19 protein-coding genes and 1 pseudogene are annotated in these 23,596 nt (G+C 73.5%); 1 reads left to right on the forward strand and 19 read right to left on the reverse strand.

What is annotated here, in order from left to right:
• Positions 1-37: 37 nt before the first annotated feature.
• The 19 genes from ligA to HEQ75_RS15175 form a co-directional block, all read right to left on the reverse strand.
• On the reverse strand, positions 38-2,215 hold the full coding sequence (gene ligA, locus HEQ75_RS15085; protein WP_168032000.1) for an NAD-dependent DNA ligase LigA: 2,178 nt from the start codon (positions 2,213-2,215) through the stop codon (positions 38-40).
• Positions 2,212-2,697 carry a GNAT family N-acetyltransferase gene (locus HEQ75_RS15090; protein ID WP_168032002.1) on the reverse strand — a complete coding sequence of 162 codons (486 nt, stop codon included), beginning with the start codon at positions 2,695-2,697 and terminating at the stop codon, positions 2,212-2,214. The genes ligA and HEQ75_RS15090 overlap by 4 nt, the downstream gene beginning before the upstream one ends.
• Positions 2,694-4,373, reverse strand: a complete 1,680-nt coding sequence (gene recN / locus HEQ75_RS15095) for a DNA repair protein RecN (protein WP_168032004.1) — start codon at positions 4,371-4,373, stop codon at positions 2,694-2,696. The genes HEQ75_RS15090 and recN overlap by 4 nt, the downstream gene beginning before the upstream one ends.
• 22 nt (positions 4,374-4,395) lie before the next feature.
• Positions 4,396-5,211 carry an outer membrane protein assembly factor BamD gene (locus HEQ75_RS15100; protein ID WP_328734039.1) on the reverse strand — a complete coding sequence of 272 codons (816 nt, stop codon included), beginning with the start codon at positions 5,209-5,211 and terminating at the stop codon, positions 4,396-4,398.
• Between the two features lie 175 nt (positions 5,212-5,386).
• A complete protein-coding gene (gene lpxC, locus HEQ75_RS15105; RefSeq protein ID WP_168032008.1) occupies positions 5,387-6,334 on the reverse strand; it encodes a UDP-3-O-acyl-N-acetylglucosamine deacetylase in 948 nt (315 codons plus the stop codon).
• A 320-nt stretch (positions 6,335-6,654) separates the two neighbouring features.
• Complete coding sequence (gene ftsZ, locus HEQ75_RS15110; RefSeq protein ID WP_168032010.1) at positions 6,655-8,166, reverse strand: cell division protein FtsZ; 1,512 nt, start codon at positions 8,164-8,166, stop codon at positions 6,655-6,657.
• A gap of 73 nt (positions 8,167-8,239) precedes the next feature.
• Complete coding sequence (ftsA, locus tag HEQ75_RS15115; RefSeq protein WP_168032012.1) at positions 8,240-9,532, reverse strand: cell division protein FtsA; 1,293 nt, start codon at positions 9,530-9,532, stop codon at positions 8,240-8,242.
• Positions 9,529-10,419 (reverse strand): cell division protein FtsQ/DivIB, encoded by an 891-nt coding sequence (locus HEQ75_RS15120; RefSeq protein WP_268887761.1) that lies wholly within the window; start codon positions 10,417-10,419, stop codon positions 9,529-9,531. Before HEQ75_RS15120 ends, ftsA begins: the two co-directional genes overlap by 4 nt.
• Positions 10,409-11,332 carry a D-alanine--D-alanine ligase gene (locus HEQ75_RS15125; RefSeq protein WP_168032014.1) on the reverse strand — a complete coding sequence of 308 codons (924 nt, stop codon included), beginning with the start codon at positions 11,330-11,332 and terminating at the stop codon, positions 10,409-10,411. The genes HEQ75_RS15120 and HEQ75_RS15125 overlap by 11 nt, the downstream gene beginning before the upstream one ends.
• A complete protein-coding gene (murB, locus tag HEQ75_RS15130) occupies positions 11,329-12,228 on the reverse strand; it encodes a UDP-N-acetylmuramate dehydrogenase (protein WP_168032016.1) in 900 nt (299 codons plus the stop codon). Before murB ends, HEQ75_RS15125 begins: the two co-directional genes overlap by 4 nt.
• 14 nt (positions 12,229-12,242) lie before the next feature.
• Positions 12,243-13,685 carry a UDP-N-acetylmuramate--L-alanine ligase gene (gene murC, locus HEQ75_RS15135; protein WP_168032018.1) on the reverse strand — a complete coding sequence of 481 codons (1,443 nt, stop codon included), beginning with the start codon at positions 13,683-13,685 and terminating at the stop codon, positions 12,243-12,245.
• Positions 13,685-14,848, reverse strand: a complete 1,164-nt coding sequence (gene murG / locus HEQ75_RS15140; protein ID WP_168032020.1) for an undecaprenyldiphospho-muramoylpentapeptide beta-N-acetylglucosaminyltransferase — start codon at positions 14,846-14,848, stop codon at positions 13,685-13,687. Before murG ends, murC begins: the two co-directional genes overlap by 1 nt.
• Positions 14,845-15,975 carry an FtsW/RodA/SpoVE family cell cycle protein gene (locus tag HEQ75_RS15145; protein WP_168032022.1) on the reverse strand — a complete coding sequence of 377 codons (1,131 nt, stop codon included), beginning with the start codon at positions 15,973-15,975 and terminating at the stop codon, positions 14,845-14,847. Before HEQ75_RS15145 ends, murG begins: the two co-directional genes overlap by 4 nt.
• Positions 15,972-17,372 (reverse strand): UDP-N-acetylmuramoyl-L-alanine--D-glutamate ligase, encoded by a 1,401-nt coding sequence (gene murD, locus HEQ75_RS15150; protein WP_168032024.1) that lies wholly within the window; start codon positions 17,370-17,372, stop codon positions 15,972-15,974. The genes HEQ75_RS15145 and murD overlap by 4 nt, the downstream gene beginning before the upstream one ends.
• On the reverse strand, positions 17,369-18,457 hold the full coding sequence (mraY, locus tag HEQ75_RS15155; RefSeq protein WP_168032026.1) for a phospho-N-acetylmuramoyl-pentapeptide-transferase: 1,089 nt from the start codon (positions 18,455-18,457) through the stop codon (positions 17,369-17,371). The genes murD and mraY overlap by 4 nt, the downstream gene beginning before the upstream one ends.
• Complete coding sequence (locus HEQ75_RS15160) at positions 18,454-19,833, reverse strand: UDP-N-acetylmuramoyl-tripeptide--D-alanyl-D-alanine ligase (protein WP_168032028.1); 1,380 nt, start codon at positions 19,831-19,833, stop codon at positions 18,454-18,456. The genes mraY and HEQ75_RS15160 overlap by 4 nt, the downstream gene beginning before the upstream one ends.
• A complete protein-coding gene (locus HEQ75_RS15165; RefSeq protein ID WP_168032040.1) occupies positions 19,830-21,293 on the reverse strand; it encodes a UDP-N-acetylmuramoyl-L-alanyl-D-glutamate--2,6-diaminopimelate ligase in 1,464 nt (487 codons plus the stop codon). Before HEQ75_RS15165 ends, HEQ75_RS15160 begins: the two co-directional genes overlap by 4 nt.
• A 19-nt stretch (positions 21,294-21,312) precedes the next feature.
• Complete coding sequence (locus HEQ75_RS15170) at positions 21,313-23,244, reverse strand: peptidoglycan D,D-transpeptidase FtsI family protein (RefSeq protein WP_168032030.1); 1,932 nt, start codon at positions 23,242-23,244, stop codon at positions 21,313-21,315.
• A 10-nt stretch (positions 23,245-23,254) separates the two neighbouring features.
• The gene (locus HEQ75_RS15175; protein ID WP_168032032.1) at positions 23,255-23,443 is read right to left on the reverse strand and encodes a hypothetical protein; all 189 of its coding nucleotides are present in this window, start codon (positions 23,441-23,443) and stop codon (positions 23,255-23,257) included.
• Between the two features lie 61 nt (positions 23,444-23,504).
• Here HEQ75_RS15175 and HEQ75_RS15180 point away from each other — a divergent pair.
• A pseudogene (locus HEQ75_RS15180) lies at positions 23,505-23,596 on the forward strand (FHIPEP family type III secretion protein); the annotation flags it as partial.

Here is a 23,596-nt window from a genome sequence, read left to right on the forward strand (position 1 = left end):
GAATAGGCTTGATGCGGCGGATCAGCGCCGCTGATGGTCAGCGCGGATCGGTTCGGTCCAGCCCGGCCATCGCCCGCCAATCCAGCTCCGTCAGCACGCGCAGCCCCAGCTCCGCGGCCTTCTTCGCCTTGCTGCCGGCATCCGCCCCGACCACCACGAAGTCGGTCTTCTTCGACACGCTCTTCGTCACCTTGGCGCCCAGCCGTTCCGCCTGCGCCTCCGCCTCGTCGCGCGAGAGGGTCTCCAGCGAGCCGGTGAAGACGATCACCTTGCCGGCGAAGGGGCTGTCGGCCGTGGCGGCCACCACGGCATCCTCCGGCGTCACCTCCCGCGCCAGGTCGTCCAGCGCCGCGCGGTTGCGTTCCTCGGCGAAGAACTCGGCCAGCTCGGTGGCGATGGCCGGGCCGATGCCCTGGATCGAGCCCAGCTCCTCCCGCGCCTCGGAGCCGATGGTGGTGGCGGCCACCATCTTCTCGCGCCATTCGGCATAGGAGACGTAGTGCCGGGCGAGCAGCTTGGCATTGGCCTCGCCGATGCGGCGGATGCCCAGCGCGAAGATGAAGCGCTCCAGCGGCACGCGGCGCCGCGCCTCGATGGCGGCCAGCAGGTTGGTCAGGCGCTTCGCGTCCCTGCCGGATTTCGCGCCCCATCCCTCCCAGCCACGGATCGTCTCGGCATGGTCCTTGATGCGAAAAATGTCGGCGGGCGTCTTCACCAGGCCCGCCTCGTGCAGCGCCTGGATGTTCTCCTCGCCCAGACCCTCGATATCCATGGCATTGCGGCGCGCGAAGTGGATCAGGCGTTCCACCGTCTGCGCCGGGCAGATCAGCCCGCCGGTGCAGCGCTTCACCACCTCCCCGTTCGGGCGGATGGCATGGCTGCCGCAGGCCGGGCAGCGGTCCGGGAAGGCGAAGGGCGTCGCTTCCGCCGGCCGCTTCTCCAGCACCACGGCGACGATCTGCGGAATCACGTCCCCCGCCCGCTGCAGCACCACCGTGTCGCCGATCCGCACATCCTTCCGGGCGATCTCGTCCTCATTGTGCAGGCTGGCATGGGTGACCATGACGCCGCCGACGCCCACCGGCTGCATCACCGCGCGCGGTGTCAGCGCCCCGGTGCGGCCGACCTGGATCTCGATATCCAGCAGCACCGTCTCCGCCTGCTCGGCGGGGAATTTCCAGGCGATGGCCCAGCGCGGCGCGCGGCCGACGAAGCCCAGCCGGCGCTGCCAGTCCAGCCGGTCCAGCTTGTAGACCACGCCGTCGATGTCGTAGGGCAGCGCCGCGCGGCCTGCCGCCATGCGCTGCTGGAAGCCCAGGGCCGCCTGCTCATTCTCCAGCATCGCCGAGGCCGGATTGACCCTGAAGCCCCATTGCCGCAGCTGGTCGAGCCAGCCGGAATGCGTCTCCGCCGGCACCGCGCTGGCCTCCCCCATGGCATAGGCGAACAGCTTCAGCGGCCGCTGCGCCGTCACGCCCGGGTCGAGCTGCCGCAGCGACCCGGCGGCGGCGTTGCGCGGGTTCACCGGCACGACGATGGCCGGGCCCAGCTTTTCCCCGCGCTCGCGCCGTTCCTCCCGCTCCGCCGCCGCGCGCGCCTGCTGGTCCCGGTAGGCGAGGAAATCCGCCTTCTCCATGAAGACCTCGCCGCGGATCTCGATGCGGGCCGGCGCCGTGCCCGCCAGCCGGCGCGGCAATTCGGCCTCCGGCAGGGTCAGCAGGTTGCGGGTGACGTCCTCGCCCTCCGTCCCGTCGCCGCGCGTCGCGCCACGGAGGAAGGCGCCATCCTCATACAGCAGGTTGATCGACAGCCCGTCGATCTTCGGCTCCCCCACGAAGGCCAGCGTCTCCTCCGCCCCCAGCCGCAGGAAGCGCCGGACGGAGGCGGTGAATTCCAGGAAATCCGCATCGCCGAAGGCGTTGTCGAGCGAGAGCATCGGCACGCCGTGCCGCAGCTTGGCGAATCCGTCCGCCGTCTCCGCCCCCACCTTGCGGCTCGGGCTGTCGTCGCGGACCAGATCGGGGAAGCGGGCCTCGATGGCGCGGTTGCGGCGCACCAGCGCATCATAGGCCGCATCGGTGATCTCCGGCGCGTCCCGGCGGTGATAGGCGGCGTCGTGATGCGCGATCTCGGCGGCCAGCGCGGCCAGTTCCGCCGCCGCCTCCGCCTCCGTCAGCGCCGCCACGGCCCGGGCGCGCAAGCCGTTTTCCGTCATCCTCCGCCCCTTTCCGTGCCGGCAAGCCGCGCCAGCGCCGCGCCTTCCAGCAACTCGCCGCTGAACAGCCCTTCCCGGGTCGCGCCGATGGCGCGGTAGAAGCGCGTCGCCGCCGCGTCGCCCTCATCGACGCCCCACCAGAGGCAGCGCGCGCCCTCGCGCAGCGCCACCCGGGCCACCGCCGCCATCAGCCCGCGCGCCAGGCCGCGGCGGCGGGCTTCCGGCGCCACATACAGGTCCAGCAGCATCATCGCCCAGGCCTGGCGTTCCGCGTCGTAGACCAGCCCGGCGGTGGCGAAGCCCGCGACCCGGCCCTGCCATTCCGCCACCCGCAGCAGCGCCTTGGGCGCGGCGCAGACCAGGTCGCGCAGCACCACCGCCGCCGTCATCGGCTCCGCCGGCGCGTGCCCGTCCAGGCTGTTGATGGCGTTGACCAGCGCCGCCACCGCCGCCGCATCCGCGGCGGTCGCCGCCCGGATCACAGCAGCCCGCCCGCCAGCAGGCTGTCGGCGGCCATGCGCGCGGCCTCCGTCACATGCTCCCCGGCCAGCATGCGGGCGATCTCCTCCCGCCGCTGCGGCGCATCCAGCGGCGTCACGCGGGTTTCCGCCCGCCCGGCCTTCACCGATTTGGCGACGGAAAGGTGCCGGCTGCCGCGCGCGGCCACCTGCGGCGAATGCGTCACCACCAGCACCTGCAGCCGTTCCGCCACCCGCAGCAGGCGTTCGCCCACCGCCGCCGCCGTGGCGCCGCCGACGCCGCTGTCCACCTCGTCGAAGACCAGCGTCGGCACCGGGGACCCGCGCGCCAGCACCACCTTCAGCGCCAGCATGAGGCGGGAGAGTTCGCCGCCCGAGGCCACCTTGTCCAGCGCGCCCGGTGCCTGACCGGGGTTGGTGGCGACCAGGAAGGTCACCCGGTCCATCCCCTCCGGCCCCCAGGCGGCTTCCGGGCGCGGCGCCACCTCCACCACCAGCCTTGCGCGGTCCAGCTTCAGCGGCGGCAATTCCCGCGCCAGGGACCGTTCCAGCTTCGCCGCCGCGTCCCGCCGCGCCGCGGTCAGCCGGCCGGCGGCGTCGAGATAGGTGGCGCGGGTGGCGGCGACGCGCGCTTCCGCCACCGAGACCTCCCCCGTCCCGGCATCCAGCGCCGCCAGGCGTTCCCTGAGCGAGGCCAGCAGCGCCGGCAGTTCCACCACGGCCACCAAATGCTTGCGCGCGGCGGCGCGCAGCGCGAACAGGCGTTCCTCCACCTGTTCCAGCCGGCGCGGGTCGGGCGCGGCGTCCTGCACCAGGCGTTCCAGCGCCGTCTCCGCCTCGCCGAGTGCATCCAGCGCCCGGCCGATGGCCTCCAGCGCCGGCTCCGCATCCGTGTTCGGCGCCGGCAGGCGTTCCAGGGCGCGGGCGGCGCCGCGCAGCGCCGCGGCGGGGTTGGCGCTGCGGCGGTCGCGCGGCTGCAGGCTGGCCAGCGCCTCCGCGATCGCCTCGCCGCGTCGCTCGCCCTGCTGCAGCTGCTGGCGCTCCGCCGCCAGATCGTCCTCCTCGCCTTCCGCCGGGGCCAGGCTTTCCAGCTCGGCCACCGCGTGGCGCAGGAAATCCTCGTCGCGCTGCGCCGCGGCAATGCGCTCCCGCGCCGCCGCCAGCACCCGCTCCGCCTCCCGCCAGGCGCGGTGTGCGGTGGCGCTGGCCTGGCGCAGCGGGTCCAGCCCGCCGGCCGCGTCCAGCAGCCCGGCATGATGCGCCGGGTCGGTCAGCCCCACCTGGTCGTGCTGGCCCTGCACCTCCACCAGCAGCGCGCCCAGCCGGCGCAGCAGCGCGAGCCCCACCGGCTGGTCGTTGACGAAGGCGCGGGACCTTCCATCGGTGGTGACGATGCGCCGCAGGACGATCTCGTCATCCGCCTCGATCCCCTGTTCGGTCAGCAGGGTCCGGGCGGGGTGGGCGTCGGCGGGGGCGAAGGCGGCGGCGACGCTGGCCTGGGCCTGGCCGGTCCGCACCAGCCCGGATTCGGCGCGCGCACCCAGCGCCAGCCCCAGGCTGTCCAGCAGGATGGATTTGCCGGCGCCGGTCTCGCCGGTCAGCACGGTCAGGCCCGGCCCGAAGGCCAGGTCCAGCCGCTCGATCAGCACGATGTCGCGGATCGCGAGCGAGGTCAGCATGACGCCAACCGCGCGCCCGGCGTCAGAAGATGGAGCCGACCACGCGGCCGAAGAAGCCGGGCCGGTTCACCTCGGTGCCCTCGGCGCCATCCACCAGCAGCGCGTAGCTGTCCTGATACCAGGGGTTGCCCGGGTAGTTGTGGCCCAGCACGGCGGCGGTGCGCCGCGCCTCGTCCACCAGGCCCATGGTCAGGTACAGCTCCGTCAGGCGGTGCAGCGCCTCCGGCACATGGTTGGTGGTCTGGTAGTCGTCCACCACGCGGCGGAAGCGGCCGATGGCGGCGGTGTAGAGCCGGCGCGTCTGGTAGAAGCGGCCGATCGTCATCTCCCGCCCCGCCAGGTGGTCACGCGCCAGGTCCATCTTCAGGCGGGCGTCGCGGGCATAGGGCGTGTTGGGAAAGCGGTTCGAGACGTCCTGCAGCGCCGCCATGGCCTGTTCGGTGGTGCGCTGGTCGCGCTGCGTGTCGTTGATCTGCTCGTAGTAGGACAGCGCGCGCAGGTAGTAGGCATAGGCGATGTCGCGATGCGCCGGATGCAGCTGGATGAAGCGGTCCAGGGCGCCCAGCGCTTCCGTGTAGCGGTTGCGCATGTACTCGCCATAGGCGGACATCAGCTTGGCGTTGGTGGCGAAGGCCGAATAGGGGTGCTCGCGCTCCACCGTGTCGAACAGTTCGACGGCGCGCTGGTAGCGTTCCGCGGTCAGCGCTTCCATCCCCTCGGCGTACAGCGCTTCCGGCGTGGTATTCGCCGCTGTCGCCGCCGGGCGGCGGCCGAGCGTGTTGTCGCGCCCGTCCCAGGCCGTGCAGCCGGCGATGGGCAGGAGGAGGAGGAGGAGCAAGGGCAGAAGGCGTCGAATCATCGCGCACCGGTCCGGCATGGGGCTTCCCTTTACCATGCCGCGGCATGGTCCCGGCAAGGCGAGGTTGCCTCGGGGGTTTCGCCTGTCCTAGCCCCTCGCGCCGGGCCTGTCACTTCACCGGCGGGTGGCGGCGATGCCACCCGGCCGCGACGGGTCAGGCCATCGCCGGGGCGGCGGCGGCGGGCAGGCGGGTGGTCACGCCATCCATCGGCATCTCGCCATCCACCATGCGCCAGGCGCTGCGATCGGCGAACAGCGCCCGCAGCAGGCGGTTGTTCAGCGCATGGCCCGACCGGTGGCCGATGAAGCGGGCGGACAGCGCCGCCCCGGCCAGGGCCAGGTCGCCCACCACGTCCAGCAGCTTGTGGCGCACGAATTCGTCCGGCCGGCGCAGCCCGCCGGGGTTCAGCACCAGCGGCCCGTCCACCACGATGGCATTGTCGAGGCTGCCGCCCTGCGCCAGCCCGGCGGCGCGCAGCCGCGCGATCTCCTCGGCCAGGGTGAAGGTGCGGGCATCCGCCAGCCCTTCGCGGAAGGAGCCGGGGGTGACGCGCAGGTTCACCGACTGGCTGCCGATGGCGGTGGCGGGGAACTCGATGCCCAACGTCGCCTCGAAGCCCGGCAGGCTGGCCGGCTGCAGTTCCACGAAGGCGTCGCGGTCTTCCACCCGGATGCGGGACAGCACCTCGATCACCGGGGCCGGCGCGTCCAGCACCGTCAGCCCGGCGCAGTCGATCAGGAACAGGAAGGGGGCGGCGGAACCGTCCAGGATCGGCACCTCGGGGCCGTCCAGGTCCAGGATGGCATCGGTCACGCCGGACCCGGCGAGCGCCGCCATCACGTGTTCCACCGTGCCGATGCGCGCCTGCGGCGCGCCTTCCGCCACCAGGGCGGTGCAGAGGCGGGTGTCCACCACGCGATCGAAACGGGCGGGGATGGCGATGTCGAGATCGGTGCGGCGGAAGACGATGCCGGTGCCGGCCGCGGCGGGTCGCATGGTCAGGGCAACGCGACGGCCGCTGTGAAGGCCGACGCCAACGCAGCCGATCGCCGTCCTGAGCGTCCTGCGCCGCCGCCGTTCGATCGGAAGGAAACCGTCCATGCTCGTCCTGCGCCCCTGGGCTCACCCGGTGCCGCCGCCGCGCGAGGCGGCCTGCGGATCAGGCGTGTCCACCAAAGCCGGGGCCGGCGCGAAGGCCGATCCTGGCAGGGTGCCGGAAGGCCGGCGTCCCAGGCTGTATGTGCCACGGCGCCGGGGCTTGGGCCATTCAAGCCTTGTTTCTCCGTATTACGTCACAAGGCGCTGATTTAGAACGATTTTTGCGGTGCGGCGAAGCCCCAATTTCGCCGTATTTTGCCCTGATCTGCCGCATTCGCCCGGCGCCCCCCGAAGCGGGTGCGCCGGGCTGCCTGGCGGCCCGCTCAGTTGGTCTGGCGGCGCAGGAAGGTCGGGATGTCGAGGCCCATCTCATCCTGCTGCGCCGGCGGCGCCACCGGGCGCGGTGCCGGGGCGGGCTCCATGCGCGGCTGGACATGCTGCGGCACCGGGCCTTCCGGCAGGTCGCGGCGCATCAGCCCGGTGGCGCGGCGGAACAGGTTGTTCAGCCCGCCCGGCTGTGCCGGCGGCATCGGCTGCGGCGCCTGGCGGCTGACCGCCGGGGCGCGCAGTGCGGGCTCCGCCGGCTGCGCCAGCGTCACCGGCGCCTCGGCCAGCGGCGCCATCTCCGCCGGGGCGGGGGCCGCCTGCACCGGGGCCGGCTGGGCGTAGGTCTGTGCCGGCCGCATCGTCGGCGCCGGCTGCGCCGCGACGAGCGGCGTGAAGCCGCCCGGCGCGCGCATCGCCGGCTGCGGCGCGTGGGCGGCCGGCCCATGCGCCGGCGGCACCGGGGCGCTGGCCACCGCCTGCAGCCCGCCGCCACCGCCCACCGCCACCAGCTTCGGCCGCTCCGCCTCCCGCGCCTCGCGCGCATCGATCCCGGTGGCGACGACGGAGACGCGCAGGCGGCCATTCATCGATTCGTCGACCGAGGAGCCGAAGATCACGTTGGCGTCCTCGTCCACTTCCTTGCGGATGCGGTTGGCCGCCTCGTCCACCTCGAACAGCGTCATGTCGAGGCCGCCGGTGATGTTGATCAGCACGCCGCGCGCGCCGTGCATGGAGGTGTCCTCCAGCAGCGGGTTGCTGATGGCTTCCTCCGCCGCCTTCACCGCGCGGCCCTCGCCCTCGGCCTCGCCGGTGCCCATCATCGCCTTGCCCATCTCCGCCATCACGGTGCGGATGTCGGCGAAGTCCAGGTTCACCAGGCCGGGGTTGACCATCAGGTCGGTCACGCCGCGCACGCCCATGTAGAGCACGTTGTCGGCCATGCGGAAGGCTTCCGCGAAGGTCGTGCGCTCATTCGCCAGGCGGAACAGGTTCTGGTTCGGGATGACGATCAGCGTGTCGACGAACTGCTGCAGTTCCTCGATGCCGGCATCCGCCGCCTTGCGGCGCTTCGGCCCCTCGAAGTCGAAGGGCTTGGTCACCACGCCGACGGTCAGGATGCCGCGTTCCCGCGCCATGCGGGCGATCACCGGGGCCGCGCCGGTGCCGGTGCCGCCGCCCATGCCGGCGGTGACGAAGACCATGTGGCTGCCTTCCAGGTGGCGCGCCAGCTCGGTCTCCGCCTCCTCCGCCGCGCCGCGGCCGATCTCGGGCTTGGCGCCCGCGCCGAGGCCCTGCGTCAGGTAGGAGCCGAGCTGCACGCGGCGGTCGGCCTTGCTGTGCTGCAGGGATTGCGCGTCGGTGTTGGCCACCAGGAACTCAACGCCCTCCAGCCCCATGGTCACCATGTTGTTGACCGCGTTGGTGCCGCCGCCGCCGACGCCGATGACGGTGATGCGCGGGCTGAAATCCGTGTGTTGCTGGGTGGGAATCGTCAGGTTCAGGGTCATGGGTGGACCTTTCCGGAAAGCGCAGCCTTGTGTCGGGCCGTGAGAGAGGGTTGGGGGAAGCCGGCGGGGCGCATCACACGCGCACCCGCAGCCATTCGATGAGCCGGCGTAGAGTGCCCCGCGGGCGCTCCCCACCGGCGGCGATGTCGATCAGCGGGCGGCCTTCGCCGGCGCCCCAGGCCAGCAGCCCGATGGCCGCGGCGAAGGGCGGGCCACCCGCCGTGTCCGGCAGGCCGCGCACGCCGCGCGGCCGGCCGATGCGCACCTGCCGGTCCAGCACGCGCGCCGCCAACTCCCGCGCGCCGATCAGCTGGCTTGCGCCGCCGGTCAGCACCACGCGGGTGCCGGCTTCCTTCGCCACGCCGGCCGCTTCCAGCCGTTCGCGGACGAATTCGAAGGTCTCCTCCAGCCGCGGCCGGATGATGTTGACGATCATGGTGCGCGGCACGCGGGCGATGTGGTCCTCGTCCTCGCCCACCAGCGGCACCGGCAGCATCTCGCGCTCATCGTCCGCGGCCGCCATGGCGCCGCCATGCAGCGTCTTCAGCCGCTCCGCATGGCTGATCGGCGTGGACAGCACGCGCGCCAGGTCGTTCGTCACCTGCCAGCCGCCCACCGGGATCTGTGCCGTGTGGATCAGCTGCCCCTCGGTGAAGACGGCGAGCGAGGTGGTGCCGCCACCCATGTCGATCACGGTGGCGCCGATGCGCTTCTCGTCCTCCACCAGCGTCGCCAGCCCGGCGGCCAGGGGCGAGGAGACCAGCTCCTCCACCTCCAGGTCGCAGCGGGCCAGGCAGGCGCCCAGATTGCGCAGCGCGGCCTGGGAGGCATCGACCAGGTGCACGCGGGCGCCGAGCGATTCGCAGACCATGCCGCGCGGGTCGTCCACGCCCGGCGTCGCATCCACGGTGAAGGACACCGGCGCGCCATGCACCGTCTCCCGCCCATCCTCCGTGCCGCGGCGGCGGCCTTCGGCCAGGATGGCGCGCAGGTCGGCCTCGGTCACCGCGCGGCCGCCGATCGGCCATTGCACGTTCAGCAGCCGGCTGTCCGGCTGGCCGCAGGACAGGTTGACGATGGCGCCCGTCAGCTGCGTGTCGGACATCTCCTCCGCCTGGCCGACGGCGGCGCGGATGGCGCGCTCCGCCTCCTCCAGGTCGACGATGGAGCCGCCCTTCACGCCGCGGCCGCGCTGCCAGCCGAAGCCCAGCACGCGCGGTTCGCCATCGCCCTCGATGCGCGCGATCAGGCACACCACCTTGGTCGTGCCGATGTCGAGCACGCCGAAGGTGCCGCTGCGGGCGCCGCGGCGGCGCCGTTCCGGCGGCGGCTCCGTCCCCATCGGCAGGCGCGGCAGCGCGTTCATCCGCGGGTGTTCCGCGCATTGCGGCGGGCTGCCGGCGGCTCCACCGTGCCAGGCTGTTGGCGCACCACCAGCCGGTCCGGCAGGCGCATGTCGACCGAGGCCAGCGGCCGGTCCAGCAGCGCGTTGCGCGCCTGCAGTTCCGAGAGCCGGTTCAGCGCCGGCGCTTCCTGGCCCTCCGGCAGCAGCACGTCGGCGCCATTGTGCAGCCGCAGGTTCCAGCGCCGTTCCCCGACGCGCACCAGCGCCTGGGTGCGCGCCAGGATCGACCGGTGCGCCAGCAGCAGGTCGTACAGCCCCGCCGCGTGCTTGTCGGCGCCCGCACCGACCACCAGCGGCAGCGGGCCGAAGGCATCCAGCGTCTCCGTCTCCACCACCAGGCCTTCGCGGTCGATGATCGAGAAGCGGCCCTGGTGCTGCCAGATGGCGAAGGGGGTGCGTTCCGTCAGCTTCACCAGGATGGTGCCGGGCAGGCGGCGCTCGACATGCGCGGCCTCGACCCAGGCGATGGTCTCGAGCCGCGCCCGCGCCTCCTCCGGCGAAAAGGCCAGCATCGGGTCGCCGAGCTCGGCGCCGATGGCGGCGCGGATCAGGTCGGCCGGCGTGTTCTGCCGGCCTTCCACCACCACCTCCTGCACCGCCAGCCCCGCCGCCAGGCCGATCTCCGCCGCATTCTCCACCACCGCGCGCACCCGCCCGGCGGGGTCCGCGGCATAGACCGCATAGCCCGCGGCGCCGAGCACGAAGCAGCCCATCAGCCACAGCGCCGCCGGCCGCAGCAGCCCGCGCCGGCGCTTCAGCCACAGCCGCAGCCGGCTGGGCCGGTCGGGCTCCGGCCGCTTCTCCGCGCGCACCGGGCGGCGGGCGGTGAGCGTCGCGCTACGGGCCATGCCGGGCCTCCCGCACCATCCAGGCACACAGCTCCGGAAAGCCGATGCCGACATGCGCCGCCTGTTCCGGCACCAGCGAGGTCCGCGTCATGCCGGGCTGGGTGTTCACCTCCAGCAGGTACAGCCGCCCTGGCGCGCCTTCGGTGTCGTCGTAGCGCAGGTCGGCGCGGGACACGCCACGGCAGCCAAGTGCCTGGTGCGCGCGCAGCGCGATCGCCATGGCCTCGGCACGGGTTTCCGCCGGTACCGGGGCGGGCAGGGTGTGGCGGCTGCCGCCATCGGCGTATTTCGCCTCGTAGTCGTAGAAGACGTGGCCGGTGTCGATCTCCGTCACCTCCAGCGCGCGGTCGCCCATCACGGCGACGGTCAGCTCGCGCCCCGGGATGAAGGCCTCCGCCATGATGCGCCTGTCGAAGCGCCAGGCCCGCGCCACTTCGGCGCGCCGGTTGCTGCCTTCACGGAAGATCTCGACGCCGACCGAGGAGCCCTCGTTCACCGGCTTCACCACATAGGGCAGGGGCAGCGGGTCCGCCGCCTCCAGCTCCTCCGGCGTCACCAGGCGCGAGGTCGCCACCGGCAGGCCCGCCGCCAGGAACACCGCCTTGGCCGCCGCCTTGTCCATGGCGACGGCGGAGGCGCGCACGCCGGAATGCGTGTAGGGCAGGCCCAGCCAGTCCAGCACGCCCTGGATGCAGCCATCCTCGCCGTAGCGGCCATGCAGCGCGTTGAACACCACGTCAGGCTTCGCCGCCTGCAGCGCGCCGATCACCGCGACCAGGTCGCCGCCCACCTCGATGGGCAGCACGGCGAAGCCCGCCGCGCGCAGCGCCGCCATCACCTGCCCGCCGGTCGCGAGGCTCACCTCGCGTTCCGCCGAGACACCGCCGAACAGCACGGCCACGCGTTCGCTCATGCCGCCACCTCGCCGATCCGCCGGATTTCCCAGTCGAGCGTCTCGCCGGACTGCGCCAGCACCCGCGCCCGCACCGTCTCGCCCAGCCCCTCGATATCGGCTGCGGTGGCGTCGCCGGTGTTGAGCAGGAAATTCGCGTGCAGCTCGGAGACCTGCGCGCCGCCGAGCCGCAGCCCGCGGCAGCCGGCGGCATCGACCAGCGCCCAGGCCTTGGCGCCCGGCGGGTTGCGGAAGGTGGAACCGCCGGTGCGCGCGCGCACCGGCTGCGTGGCTTCCCGCGCCGCGCGGATGCGCCCCATCTCGGCCGCGATCCGCGTGGCATCGCCCGGCATGGCGCGAAAGCGCGCGCGCACCACCACGCCGCGCGGCGGCAATTCGGCATGGCGATAGGCCATGCGCAGGCCGGCGGCATCCAGCCGCAGCAGGCCGGCGGGCGTCGCCACCTCCGCCCAGTCCAGCGCATCCACCACTTCGCGCCCATAGGCGCCGGCATTCATCGCCACCGCGCCGCCGATGCTGCCCGGGATGCCGGAGAGGAATTCGAGCCCGGCGAGCCCCGCCGCGGCGGCGTGTTCCGCCACCACCGCATCCAGCGCCGCGGCGCCGGCGATGATTCCATCCGCCTCCGCCACCACCGCGCCAAAACCGCGGCCCGCCAGGCGCAGCACCACGCCGCGCACGCCGCCATCGCGGATGATGAGGTTGGACGCCGCGCCGATCACGGTCAGCGGGACTGCCTTCGGCAGGTCGCGCAGCAGCAGCAGCAGGTCGTCGGCATCGGCCGGCCGCACCAGCCATTCCGCCGGCCCGCCGACGCGGAACCAGGTCAAGGGTGCCAGCGGCGCGGCGGCCTGCACGCGCCCGCGCAGCGGCGGCAGGGTGGCGTGCGGGGCCATGTCGCGCGGCGCCGTCACTTCATGCCGCCCGCAAGGCGCGGCCGGGTGCGCGACTGCAGCGCCAGGAGCTGTTCCGGCAGCGCATGCGCCCAGCCGGTGATGTTGCCGGCGCCGAGGCAGATCACGTAGTCGCCGGACTTGGCGATGGCGTTGACCATTTCCGCCAGGCTGTCCGGCCCGGGCAGCGGCACAACGCTGCGATGCCCGCGCGCGCGCAGCCCATCCACCAGCGCGTCCCGGTCAAAGCCGGGCATCGGCGGTTCGCCCGCCGCATAGACATCCGCGACGATCACCGTGCCCGCATCGTTCATGCAGGTACAGAAGTCCTCGAACAGCGAGGCGAGGCGGGAGTAGCGGTGCGGCTGCACCACGGCCACCACGTCGCGCGCGCCGGCCTGGCGCGCCGCCTTCAGCACCGCGGCGATCTCCACCGGATGGTGGCCGTAATCGTCGATCACGGTGATGCCGCCGGCTTCCCCCGTGCGGGTGAAGCGGCGCTTGACGCCCTTGAAGCCCATCAGCGCGGTGCGGATGGTGCCCTCGTCGATGTCCATCTCCAGCCCGATGGCGATCGCCGCCATGGCGTTCTGCACATTGTGGCTGCCCAGCATCGGCAGGCGCATCGGCTTCAGCGTGCGGCTGCGCCCGGTGGCGCGGTCGCGCACCGCCACTTCGAAGGTCGCGCCCATGCGGTCCGTGATCAGCTTCTCCGCCCGCACATCGGCCTGCGGTGAGAAGCCGTAGGTGATGATGCGGCGATCCGACAGGCGCGGGATCATCGCCTGCACCTCCGGATGGTCCGCGCACAGCACGGCGAAGCCGTAGAAGGGGATGTTGCCGACGAACTGGGCGTAGCCTTCCTTCATCGCCTCCGCGGTGCCCCAATGGTCGAGGTGCTCCGGGTCCATGTTGGTCACCACGGCGCAGACGGCGGGCAGCTTCAGGAAGCTGCCATCGCTCTCATCCGCCTCCACCACCATCCAGTCGCCGGCGCCGAGGCGCGTGTTGGTGCCATAGGCGTTGATGATGCCGCCATTGATCACGGTGGGATCGAGCTTCGCCGCTTCCAGCACGCAGGCCACCAGGCTGGTGGTGGTGGTCTTGCCATGCGTGCCGCCGATGGCGACGGCCCAGCGCAGCCGCATCAGCTCCGCCAGCATCTCCGCCCGCCGCACCACCGGGATCAGCCGGGCGCGCGCGGCCTGGACCTCCGGATTGTCGCGCTTCACCGCGGTGGAGACGACGACGACCTGCGCCGCGCCCAGATTGGCGGCGTCGTGCCCGACCGCCACCGGGATGCCGCTCTCGCGCAGGCGGGTGACGTTGTAGCCCTCCGCGATGTCGCTGCCCTGCACCGTGTAGCCCAGGTTGTGCAGCACCTCCGCGATGCCGGACATGCCGATGCCGCCAATGCCCACGAAATGGATCGGCCCGATGGAAAGGGGCAGCGCGCGCATCAGCGGGACTCCGGCGCCAGCTGGCGCATGATCGTTGGCGGTTCGGCGCGTCGCGTCAGCCCCTGCACCAGGTCGGCCAGGCGCCGCGCCGCATCCGGCCGGGCCAGCCCGGCCGCCGCGGCGGCGGCGCGGGACAGCACGGCAGGGGTGGTGAACATCGCCACCATCTGCCGCGCAAGCGCCTGCGGCGTGAAGGAGGGTTGCGCCATGACCCAGGCAGCCCCGGCGCTTTCCAGGAGGCGCGCATTGGCCGTCTGGTGGTCGTCGATCGCCTGCGGCAGCGGCACCAGCACGGCAGGCCGCCCGGCGCAGGCCAGCTCCGCCACGGTGGAGGCGCCGGCGCGCGCCACGACCAGATGGGCCATGGACAGCCGCACCGCGATGTCGCCGAAGAAGGGCGAGAGGTCCGCCGGCACGCCGGCGGCGCGATAGGCGGTCTCGACCCGCGGCAGGTCCTCCGCCCGCGTCTGCTGCGTCACCACCAGGCGCTGGCGCAGCGCCTCCGGCAGCAGCGCCACGGCGTCGGGCACGATGTCGGAGAAGATGCGCGCGCCCAGGCTGCCGCCCAGCACCAGCAGGCGGATCGCCCCCTCCGGTCCCGGCGCCGCAAAGCCGCGCCCGGCCAGCGCCGCCAGCGCCGGGCGCACCGGGTTGCCCACCACCGCGACATGCGCGGTGCCCGGCACGCGCGCCGTGTCCGCCGCCGACAGCGCCAGCAGGTCGGCGCCCGGCGCCAGCAGCCGGTTGGCGCGGCCCAGCACGCCATTCTGTTCGTGCAGGGCCGTCGCCGGCCGCGTCGCGCGCGGCAGGGTGCGCGCGGCGAGCAGCGGCGGGACGGAGGGATACCCGCCGAAGCCCACCACCGCCACGGCATCCAGCCGCGTCAGGATGCGCCGCGCCTCAATGGTGCCGGCGGCCAGCGCCAGCGCGCCCCGCGCCGCGCCGCGCAGCCCATGGCCAGCCAGGCCCGAGCCCTTCAGCACGAAGCGTTCGGCATTGCCGAAGGCAGGGCTTTCATAGGCGGCGCTGCGCTGGTCCGTCATCAGCGCGATGCGTTCGCCACGCGCCACCAGCTCCGCCGCCAGCGCCTCCGCCGGGAACAGGTGGCCACCGGTGCCGCCGGCGGCGATCACGATCGGGCGCACGGCCGGGCCCCGCATCATCGTGCTTCCTCGGCGCGGGACAGCCGGCGGCGCGTCAGCGCCAGCAGCATGCCCATGCCCAGCGCGATGGCCACCACGGAGGACCCGCCATAGGACACGAAGGGCAGCGTCATGCCCTTGGTCGGGATCAGGTGGAGGGAGGACGCCATGTTGATGAAGGATTGCAGCCCGAACTGCGTCAGCAGCCCGGCGCAGGCCAGCACCACGAACAGGTCGGTCTCGCCCAGCAGCCGCACCAGGCCGCGCACCACGACGAAGGCGAACAGCCCCAGGATCACCAGGCAGACCACCAGGCCGAATTCCTCCCCGGCCACGGCGAAGACGAAGTCCGCATGCGCGTCCGGCAGCACGTTCTTGATGCGGCCCTCGCCCGGGCCGCGGCCCAGCAACCCGCCATTGCCGAAGGCCTCCAGCGCCACCTCCGCCTGGTAGTTGTCCGCGGTGGGATCGAGGAAGCGCTGCACCCGCGCCTGCACGTGCGGGAACAGGAAATAGGCGCCGACGGCCCCCGCCATGCCCAGCAGCCCTGCCACCGCCACCACGATCATGTTCAGGCCGGCGACGAAGAACTGCGCGAAGAACACGGCGCTGACGACCAGCAGCATGCCGATGTCCGGCTGCCGCTGCAGCAGCAGCGCGATCAGGCCGAACAGCAGCAGCGCCAGCAGCGTGGCGCCGTGCCGGCGCTGCAGCCGGCCCTCCGCGATCAGCCAGGCCGCGACCACCGCGAAGCAGGGCTTGAGGAATTCCGAAGGTTGCAGGGACCCGATGCCGGGCAGCGCGATCCAGCGCCGCGCGCCCTTGATCTCCGCCCCCACCGCCAGGGTCGCCGCCACCATCGCCATGGCCGCACCCAGGCCGATCCAGGCCAGCAGCCGCACCTGCTTGACCGTCAGCATGGAGACCAGCACCAGCACGCTGGCCGCCAGTGCCAGGTAGGCAATCTGGCGGATGAAGAACATGTTGCGCGACGCCGCGCCGATGCGCTCCGCCACCGCGGGGCTCGCTGCCAGCATCATGACATAGCCGAAGCCGATCAGCGTCAGCAGCGCCGCCAGCGTCCAGCGGTCCACCGTCCACCACCAGCGCCCGACGGTCGAGGTATCGGCGCGGGAGACCTGCATCATGCCGCCCTCCCCCAATCCGCGGCGGCCATGGCCTGGACCAGCGCGCGGAAGCGGTCGCCACGCGCATCGAAGCCGGTGAACTGGTCCCAGGACGCCGCGGCCGGGGACAGCAGCACCACCGGCGCCGCGCCGCCGCGGGCGGCCGCGGCTGCGGCCGGCAGCGCCGCCTCCAGCGTGCCCGCCACTTCCTGCGGCACGCCATGGGCGGCCAGCGTCGCGGCGAAGGCCGGGCCGTCGCGGCCGATCAGGATGGCGCGGGCGATGCGGCCGAACTGCGGCGCCAGACTCTCGATCCCGCCTTCCTTGCCGGTGCCGCCGGCAATCCACACCACGCGGTCGTAGCTGGCCAGCGCCCGCGCCGCGCTGTCCGCATTGGTGGCCTTGCTGTCGTTGATGAAGCGCACGCCGCCGATCTCGCCCACCAGCTCCTGACGGTGCGGCAGGCCGGCGAAGCTGGCGAGCCCGGCGGCGATCGCGGCCCGCCCGATGCCGAGTGCCAGCGCCGTGGCGGCGGCCGCGGCGGCGTTCTGCGCATTGTGGCTGCCGGGCAGGGCAGGGGCCTGGCGCAGGTCGGCGATCTCCCCGGCATCGTCGCGCAGGCTGCGGTCTGCCGCCCAGACGCCGCCCGGGATCGGCCGCTGGCCCGAAATCGGCACCAGCCTGGCGGCCAGCCCAGCGGCCATGCTTGTGGATAAAGCATCGTCCTGACCGAGCACTGCGAAGTCATCCCGGCCCTGCCGCGCGAAGACATTTGCCTTCGCAGCAGCATAGCCGGCCATGCTTCCATGGCGGTCGAGATGATCGGGGCTCAGGTTCAACATCACCCCTACCTTGAAGCCGACGGAGGCGATTCGCTCCAAGCTGTAGCTCGACATTTCGAGGGTGTAGAAGCCTTCCGACCCCAACATGTTGAGTCCGAGCGCCGCCGGGCCCAGGTTGCCGCCGACCTCCGAAACCCGTCCCGCAACTGCCAGGATGTGGTGCAGCAGGGCGGTGGTGGTGGACTTGCCGTTGGTCCCGGTGATGCCGAGGAAGGCCGCCTGGCTGCCGGCGGCGCGCACCGCCCGGTAGAGAAATTCAACGTCGCACAGGATCGGCACGCCAGCCGCGCGCGCCGCTGCCGCCGCCGGGTGTGGCCGTGGCAGGGTGTGCGGGATGCCGGGGGACAGCAGCAGCGCATCCGCCGCCAGGCGGCCCTGCGAGGGATCGCGCAGCACGAACCCCGCCGTTTCCGCCGCCGCACGGGCCGGCGCGCCGTCATCCCAGCAGGCGACCTCCGCCCCCCAGTCGCGCAGCCGCGCCGCCGCCGGCAGCCCGGCGCGGCCGAGCCCGACCACCGCGATGCGCTGGCCGGCGAAGGGCCGGAAATCCGTGCCGGGGCGGCTTGCGCTGTTCATCGCAGCTTCAGCGTCGAGAGGCCGACCAGCCCGAGGATCATCGCGATGATCCAGAAGCGGATGACGATGGTCGGCTCCGCCCAGCCCTTCTTCTCGAAATGATGGTGCAGCGGCGCCATCAGGAACACGCGCTGCCCGGTGCGCTTGAACCAGAAGACCTGGATGATGACGGACAGCGTCTCCACCACGAACAGCCCGCCGACGATCGCCAGCACGATCTCATGCTTGGTGGCGACGGCCACCGCGCCCAGCGCGCCGCCCAGTGCGAGCGAGCCCGTGTCGCCCATGAACACCGCCGCCGGCGGCGCGTTGAACCACAGGAAGCCCAGGCTGGCGCCGATCAGCGCGGAGCAGAACACCGCCAGCTCGCCGGACCCTGCCACGGCGTGCAGCTGCAGATGGTCGGCGAAGATGCGGTTGCCGACCAGGTAGGCGATCAGCGCGAAGACGCCGGCCGCGATCATCACCGGCACGATGGCCAGGCCATCCAGCCCGTCGGTCAGGTTCACCGCATTGGACGCGCCCATCATCACCAGCATGGCCAGGATCGGGAAGGCGAAGCCCAGGCCGATCAGCACCTCCTTGAACACCGGCAGCGCCAGCTTGTCGGCCAGCGGCTCCGGCATCAGGAAGCTCAGCCACACCGCCGCCAGCAGCCCGATCGCCGCCTGCGCGATCAGCTTGTGGCGGCCGGACACGCCCTTGGTGTTGCGCTTGGTGACCTTCAGCCAGTCATCGGCGAAGCCCAGCGCGCCGAAGCCCAGGGTCACGAGCAGCACGCACCAGACGAAGCCGTTGCGCAGATCCGCCCACAGCAGGGTGGACCCGGTCAGCGCCAGCAGGATCAGCACGCCGCCCATGGTCGGCGTGCCCTTCTTGGTCAGCAGGTGGCTCGCCGGCCCGTCCTCGCGGATCGGCTGGCCGCCATTCTGCGTGGCGCGCAGCCAGCGGATCAGCATCGGGCCGAAGAACAGCGCGATGACCAGCGCGGTGAGGCAGGCCGCCCCGGCCCGGAAGGTGACGTAGCGCACCACGTTGAACAACGCGAAGCCGTCGGCCAGGGGGGCGAGAAGGTGGAAGATCATCGGGGGAGGCTTTCGCACAGCGCCTGCACCACGGTCTTCATGCCCGTCGCCAGACTGCCTTTGACAAGAACGGCATCGCCGTCGCGGAGCGCCGCCGCGGCCAGCGGGGCCAGCTCGGCGGAGGTTTCGGTCCAGGCGACGGGATGGCCCGCCGGCAGCGCCGCCAGCATGGCGCGCATCTGCGTCCCGCAGGCGAAGACCAGATCGGCCGAGGCGGCGACATGCGGCGCCAAAGCCGCATGTTCCGCCGCGGCGAATTCGCCCAACTCGCCCATCTGGCCCAGCACCACCACGCGGCGCCGGGCCGGCAGCAGGCGCAGCAGCGCCAGCGCGGCGCGCATGGACGGCGGCTGGCCGTTATAGGCCTCGTCCAGCAGCGTCGCCGTGCCGCCATCGGGCGTGGCGATGGCCCGCCGGTCGCCGCGCCCCGCCAGCGCGCGGAAGCCGGCCAGCGCCGGCGCCGCCTGCGCCACGTCCAGGCCCAGCGCCGCCACCGCGGCCAGCGCCGCCAGCGCATTGCCGGCCATGTGCAGCCCCGGCGTGCCCAGCCGGAAGGCGAGCCGCGTGCCCGCCACCTCCGCCACCACGTCGCTGCCCTCCGCATCCGGCGCGATGGAGACGGCGTGGACATCGCCGCCCTCGCCGAAGGTCAGCACGCGCGCCGCACCGGCTTCCTGGCGCAGCAGCGGCAGGAAGGGGCTCTCCGCCGGCAGCACCGCGCTGCCGGCCGGCTCGCCATGCCGCAGCCCGGACAGGATGGCCGCCTTCTCCCGCGCGATGGCCTCCAGGCTGCCCATATGGCCCAGATGCGCCGCCGCGACGGCGGTGATGACGGCGACATGCGGGGCGGCGAGCGCCGCCAGCGGCGCGATCTCCCCCGGATGGTTCATGCCGATCTCGATCACCGCGAAGCGCGACGCGGCCGGCATCCGGGCGAGCGTCAACGGCACGCCCCAATGGTTGTTGTAGCTGGCCACCGCCGCATGTGTCGGCCCGAAACGGCCGAGCAGGGCGCGCAGCATTTCCTTCGTCGTCGTCTTGCCGACGCTGCCGGTCACGCCCACCACCCGCGCGCCGCTGCGCGCCCGCCCGGCCGCGCCCAGCGCGCGCAACCCTTCCAGCGTGTCGCCCACCCGCAGCAGCGGCGCCTCCGGCGCGACGCCCGGCGGCACATGGTCCACCAGCGCCGCAGCGGCGCCGCGCGCCAGCGCATCGGCGGCGAAATCATGGCCGTCCCGCGCATCGCGCAGCGCCACGAACAGGTCGCCCGGGGCGACGGCGCGGCTGTCGATCGACACGCCCCGCACCGCCACCTCGGCCGCCAGCATCCCGCCGGTGGCGGCCCGCAGCCCGGCGCTGTCCCACAGCGCCGTCATGCCGCGCCGGCCGCTTCGCGCACCACCGCCACATCGTCGAAGGGCAGGGTGGTGCCGCCGATGGTCTGGCCGCCTTCATGCCCCTTGCCGGCCACCGCCAGCACATCCCCGGGCCGCAGCGCCGCCACGGCGCGGGCGATGGCGCCGGCACGCTCCCCGGCGTCGATGCCGCCGGGGCAGGCGGCGAGCACGGCGGCGCGGATCGCGGCCGGGTCCTCGCTGCGCGGGTTGTCATCCGTCACCCAGCAGGTATCGGCCAGCGCTGCGCAGGCCGCACCCATCAGCGGCCGCTTGCCCGGGTCCCGGTCGCCGCCGGCGCCGAACAGCGCATGCAGCCGGGCGCCGGGCGCCACATGCGCGCGCAGCGCCCGCAGCAGCCGGTCCAGCGCATCCGGCGTATGCGCGTAGTCCACATAGACCGCGGCGCCATGCGCCAGCCGCGCCGCCAGTTCCATCCGACCGCGTACGCCACGCAGCGCCGCCAGCAGGGCGAGCGCGCGGCCGGGCGCCATGCCGGCACCGATCGCCAGCCCCGCCGCCATCAGCGCGTTGTCGGCCTGGAAACGGCCAGGCAGGGCGAGCCGCAGCCGGTGCCGCTGGCCGAAGCCCTCGATGGTGATGTCCTGGCCATCCGGCAGCGGCGCCTGGGCCAGCAGGCGCAGCGCCTCCCCGCCCTCGCCCACGGTCAGCAGCCGCAGCCCGCGGTCCCGGGCGATGCGGGCCAGCGCCGCCAGCACCCCGGGTTCCATCTCCGCATGGGCCACCGCCGCCGCGCCGGGCGGCAGCAGCGTGTCGAACAGCCGCAGCTTGGCCGCGGCATAGGCCGCCATGTCGCCATGGTAGTCCAGGTGGTCGCGCGTCAGGTTGGTGAAGCCGGCGGCGGCCAGCGCCACGCCATCCAGCCGCCGCTGCTCCAGCCCGTGGGAGGAGGCCTCCAGCGCCGCAGCGGTGAAGCCCGCATCGGCCAGCGCAGCGAGCTGCCCCTGCAGCGCCACGGGATCCGGCGTGGTCAGCGAAGGGCCTTCCGGAAAGCCCTCCGCCCGCAGCCCCAGCGTGCCGAGCGAGGCGGCGCGGCGCCCGTCCAGCGTCCAGATCTGGCGCAGGAAATCCACCGTGCTGGTCTTGCCGTTGGTGCCGGTGACGGCCACCACGGTTGCCGGCTGCCGGCCATGGAAGGCGGCCGCCAGCAGCGCCAGGGCGCGGCGTGGATCGGCCGCCTGGATCAGCGGCCGCGCCGGCACGCCCTCCGGCCAGGCGGTGCCCTCGGGCGCCAGCACGGCGGCGGCGCCGCGCGCCACGGCATCGGCGATGAAGCGGCTGCCATCGGCGCGGCTGCCGGGCAGGGCGGCGAACAGGTGGCCGGGCGCGACCTCGCGGCTGTCCGCCGTCAGCCCTGCCAGGGCCGGCAGCGCAGCATCGGGGGCACGCAGCCCGGGCACCGACCGCAGCAACCTGTCCAGGCGGCGCGCGGTGGCGGCCTCATCGCGGGGCAATGCTCGCCTCCCGCAGCAGAGCGGGGTTCTGGGCGGTGCGGCGCGGGGCCTCGGCCTGGGTGGTCGGGGCGGCCGGGCGCGGGGCGGCGCCGGTGCGGGTGGGGGGGCCGCCGCGCGGCCGGGCTGGCTGCATGGCGATGGCGAGCCCGGCCTGGATCTCGGCCACGCGCTCCGTCTCCGGCGCCATGCCCAGCACGGGGGCGACGCGGCGCACCACCTCCCCGGCCGCGGGCGCGGCGACCCAGCCGGCGGTGGCGAAGCCGTGGCTGCGCGCATTCGGCGTCGGCTCGTCCACCATCACATACAGGGCGTAGCGCGGGGCGTTGATCGGGAAGGCGCCGACGAAGGCGGCGATGCGCTTGTTCTGCAGGTAGCGGCCATTGGCGCCGATCTTCTGCGCCGTGCCGGTCTTGCCGCCGACGAAATAGCCGGGGACGTCGGCGCTGCGGCCGGAGCCGTCGGTCACCACCAGCCGCATCAGCCGCCGCATGGTGGCGGAGGTGCCCTCGCTCAGCACCCGCGTGCCCTCGGCGATGGTCCCCGGCGGGCGGGCCAGCAGCGTCGGCTGGCGCAGGATGCCGCCATTGGCGACGGCGGCGATGCCGGTGACGACATGCAGCGGCGTGACGGAGATGCCGTGGCCGAAGCCGATCGTCATGGTGTTGATGTCGCGCCAGGCATTCGGGCGCGGGATCAGCGGCAGCGCCGTCTCCGGCAGTTCGATCCCGATGCGCGAGCCCATGCCCATGCGCACCATGAATTCGCGGTGCCGCTGCGGCCCCACCGCCGCCGCCATGTGGGCGGAGGCGAGGTTCGAGGAATAGGCCAGGATCTCCGGCAGGGCTAGCCAGCGGCCCTTGCCGCGGTAGTCGTTGATCGTGAAGCGCCCGTAGCGGATCGGGCGGGAGGCATCGTAGCCGCCCCACACATTCACCGTGCCGAGCTCCAGCGCCATGGAGGCGGTGAGCAGCTTGAAGGTGGAACCCGGCTCATACACCCCGACGGTGGCGCGGTTGAAGCGCGGGTTCTGGCCCTGCTGGTCCTGGCCCGGCGCCACGGCTTCCGGCCGCGCCGGCTCCGCCAGGTCGAAATCGGGCAGGGAGACCATGCCCAGCACCTCGGCGCTCTGCACATCCAGCAGGATGCCGGCGCCGCCGATGCCGTTGTAGTCCGTGATCGCCTGCTGCACCGCGTCGCGCAGCGCCAGCTGCACGCGGACATCGATGGACAGCTGCAGATCCATGCCGCGGCGCTCGCGCAGCCGCTCGTCGAAATAGCGTTCCACCCCGGCGGTGCCGTTGCCGTCCACGTCGACGCCGCCCAGGATATGCGCGGCGGAGCGGCCCTGCGGGTAGATGCGGCGCTCGGCTTCCTCGAAATACAGGCCCGGAATGCCCAGCGAGTTCACCGCCTGCTGTTCGCGCGGCGTCAGCGCGCGCGCCAGGTAGGCGAATTGCCGCTCCCCGCTCAGCCGCGCCGTCACCCGCTCCAGGTTCAGCTGCGGCAGCACGCCGACCAGCCGCCGGGCGACGCCGGCCGCGTCCTGGACCTCGCTCGGGTTGGCGTAGAGCGCCGTGATGGGCAGCGTCACCGCCAGCAACTCGCCGTTGCGGTCGGTGATGGCGGCGCGGCCGGGCAGGTGCTCGGCCGGCGGCTGGCTCTGCCGCGCCATCGCCGCCAGGCGCTTCGGCTCTGCCGGCGAGATCAGCGTGGCATCCGCGAGCCTTGCGGCCACGGCGCCGAACAGCAGGGCGAAGCCGCCGGCGGCGACCAGCAGCCGCGACCGCGTGCGCTCCATCACCGCGCGGCGCACCAGCTCCGGCTGCGCCACCCGCACCAGCTCGGTGCGCGGCTGGGCGCTCTGGCCGATGGTGCGGCCGGCGGGCGGGGCGTCGGGGGCGGGGGGGAGCTGGGTCATGCGCGCGGGCTCAGCGACCGTTCAGCGTGGCGGCATTGGCCGAGGAAAAGGGCACCGGCGGGGCCATCGTCGGCCGGCCGATGCCGAGCGAGGTGGCGCCGCCGAGCGCGGAGACGAAGGTGGGGGCCGGCGCGGCCTGCGTGGTGCGCACCACCGGCGCGGCGGGGCGGGCAGGGGTGATGTGGATGGCCGGCTGCACCGGGCGCGGCGCCGGGCGGCTTGCGGCGGCCGGCGGGGTGGCGGCGGCCTCCGGCGGCTTCCTGACGGGGGGCGACGGGCTGGTGGGGCAGATCCCGGCGCTGCTCGTCTCCCTCGCCGCCGGCATCGTGGTGACCAAGGGCGGCGTCGAGGG

Origin of the sequence: Falsiroseomonas selenitidurans (genome assembly GCF_012103215.1) — a bacterium.
GTDB lineage: Bacteria > Pseudomonadota > Alphaproteobacteria > Acetobacterales > Acetobacteraceae > Falsiroseomonas > Falsiroseomonas selenitidurans.

Bases quoted from the DNA above. Each gene is read 5' to 3' on its own strand.
- ligA (WP_168032000.1), bottom strand. From the start codon at position 2,215: ATGACGGAAAACGGCTTGCGCGCCCGGGCCGTGGCGGCGCTGACGGAG.
- recN (WP_168032004.1), bottom strand. From the start codon at position 4,373: ATGCTGACCTCGCTCGCGATCCGCGACATCGTGCTGATCGAGCGGCTG.
- lpxC (WP_168032008.1), bottom strand. From the start codon at position 6,334: ATGGACGGTTTCCTTCCGATCGAACGGCGGCGGCGCAGGACGCTCAGG.
- ftsZ (WP_168032010.1), bottom strand. From the start codon at position 8,166: ATGACCCTGAACCTGACGATTCCCACCCAGCAACACACGGATTTCAGC.
- ftsA (WP_168032012.1), bottom strand. From the start codon at position 9,532: ATGAACGCGCTGCCGCGCCTGCCGATGGGGACGGAGCCGCCGCCGGAA.
- HEQ75_RS15120 (WP_268887761.1), bottom strand. From the start codon at position 10,419: ATGGCCCGTAGCGCGACGCTCACCGCCCGCCGCCCGGTGCGCGCGGAG.
- HEQ75_RS15125 (WP_168032014.1), bottom strand. From the start codon at position 11,332: ATGAGCGAACGCGTGGCCGTGCTGTTCGGCGGTGTCTCGGCGGAACGC.
- murB (WP_168032016.1), bottom strand. From the start codon at position 12,228: ATGGCCCCGCACGCCACCCTGCCGCCGCTGCGCGGGCGCGTGCAGGCC.
- murC (WP_168032018.1), bottom strand. From the start codon at position 13,685: ATGCGCGCGCTGCCCCTTTCCATCGGGCCGATCCATTTCGTGGGCATT.
- murG (WP_168032020.1), bottom strand. From the start codon at position 14,848: ATGATGCGGGGCCCGGCCGTGCGCCCGATCGTGATCGCCGCCGGCGGC.
- HEQ75_RS15145 (WP_168032022.1), bottom strand. From the start codon at position 15,975: ATGATGCAGGTCTCCCGCGCCGATACCTCGACCGTCGGGCGCTGGTGG.
- murD (WP_168032024.1), bottom strand. From the start codon at position 17,372: ATGAACAGCGCAAGCCGCCCCGGCACGGATTTCCGGCCCTTCGCCGGC.
- mraY (WP_168032026.1), bottom strand. From the start codon at position 18,457: ATGATCTTCCACCTTCTCGCCCCCCTGGCCGACGGCTTCGCGTTGTTC.
- HEQ75_RS15160 (WP_168032028.1), bottom strand. From the start codon at position 19,833: ATGACGGCGCTGTGGGACAGCGCCGGGCTGCGGGCCGCCACCGGCGGG.
- HEQ75_RS15170 (WP_168032030.1), bottom strand. From the start codon at position 23,244: ATGACCCAGCTCCCCCCCGCCCCCGACGCCCCGCCCGCCGGCCGCACC.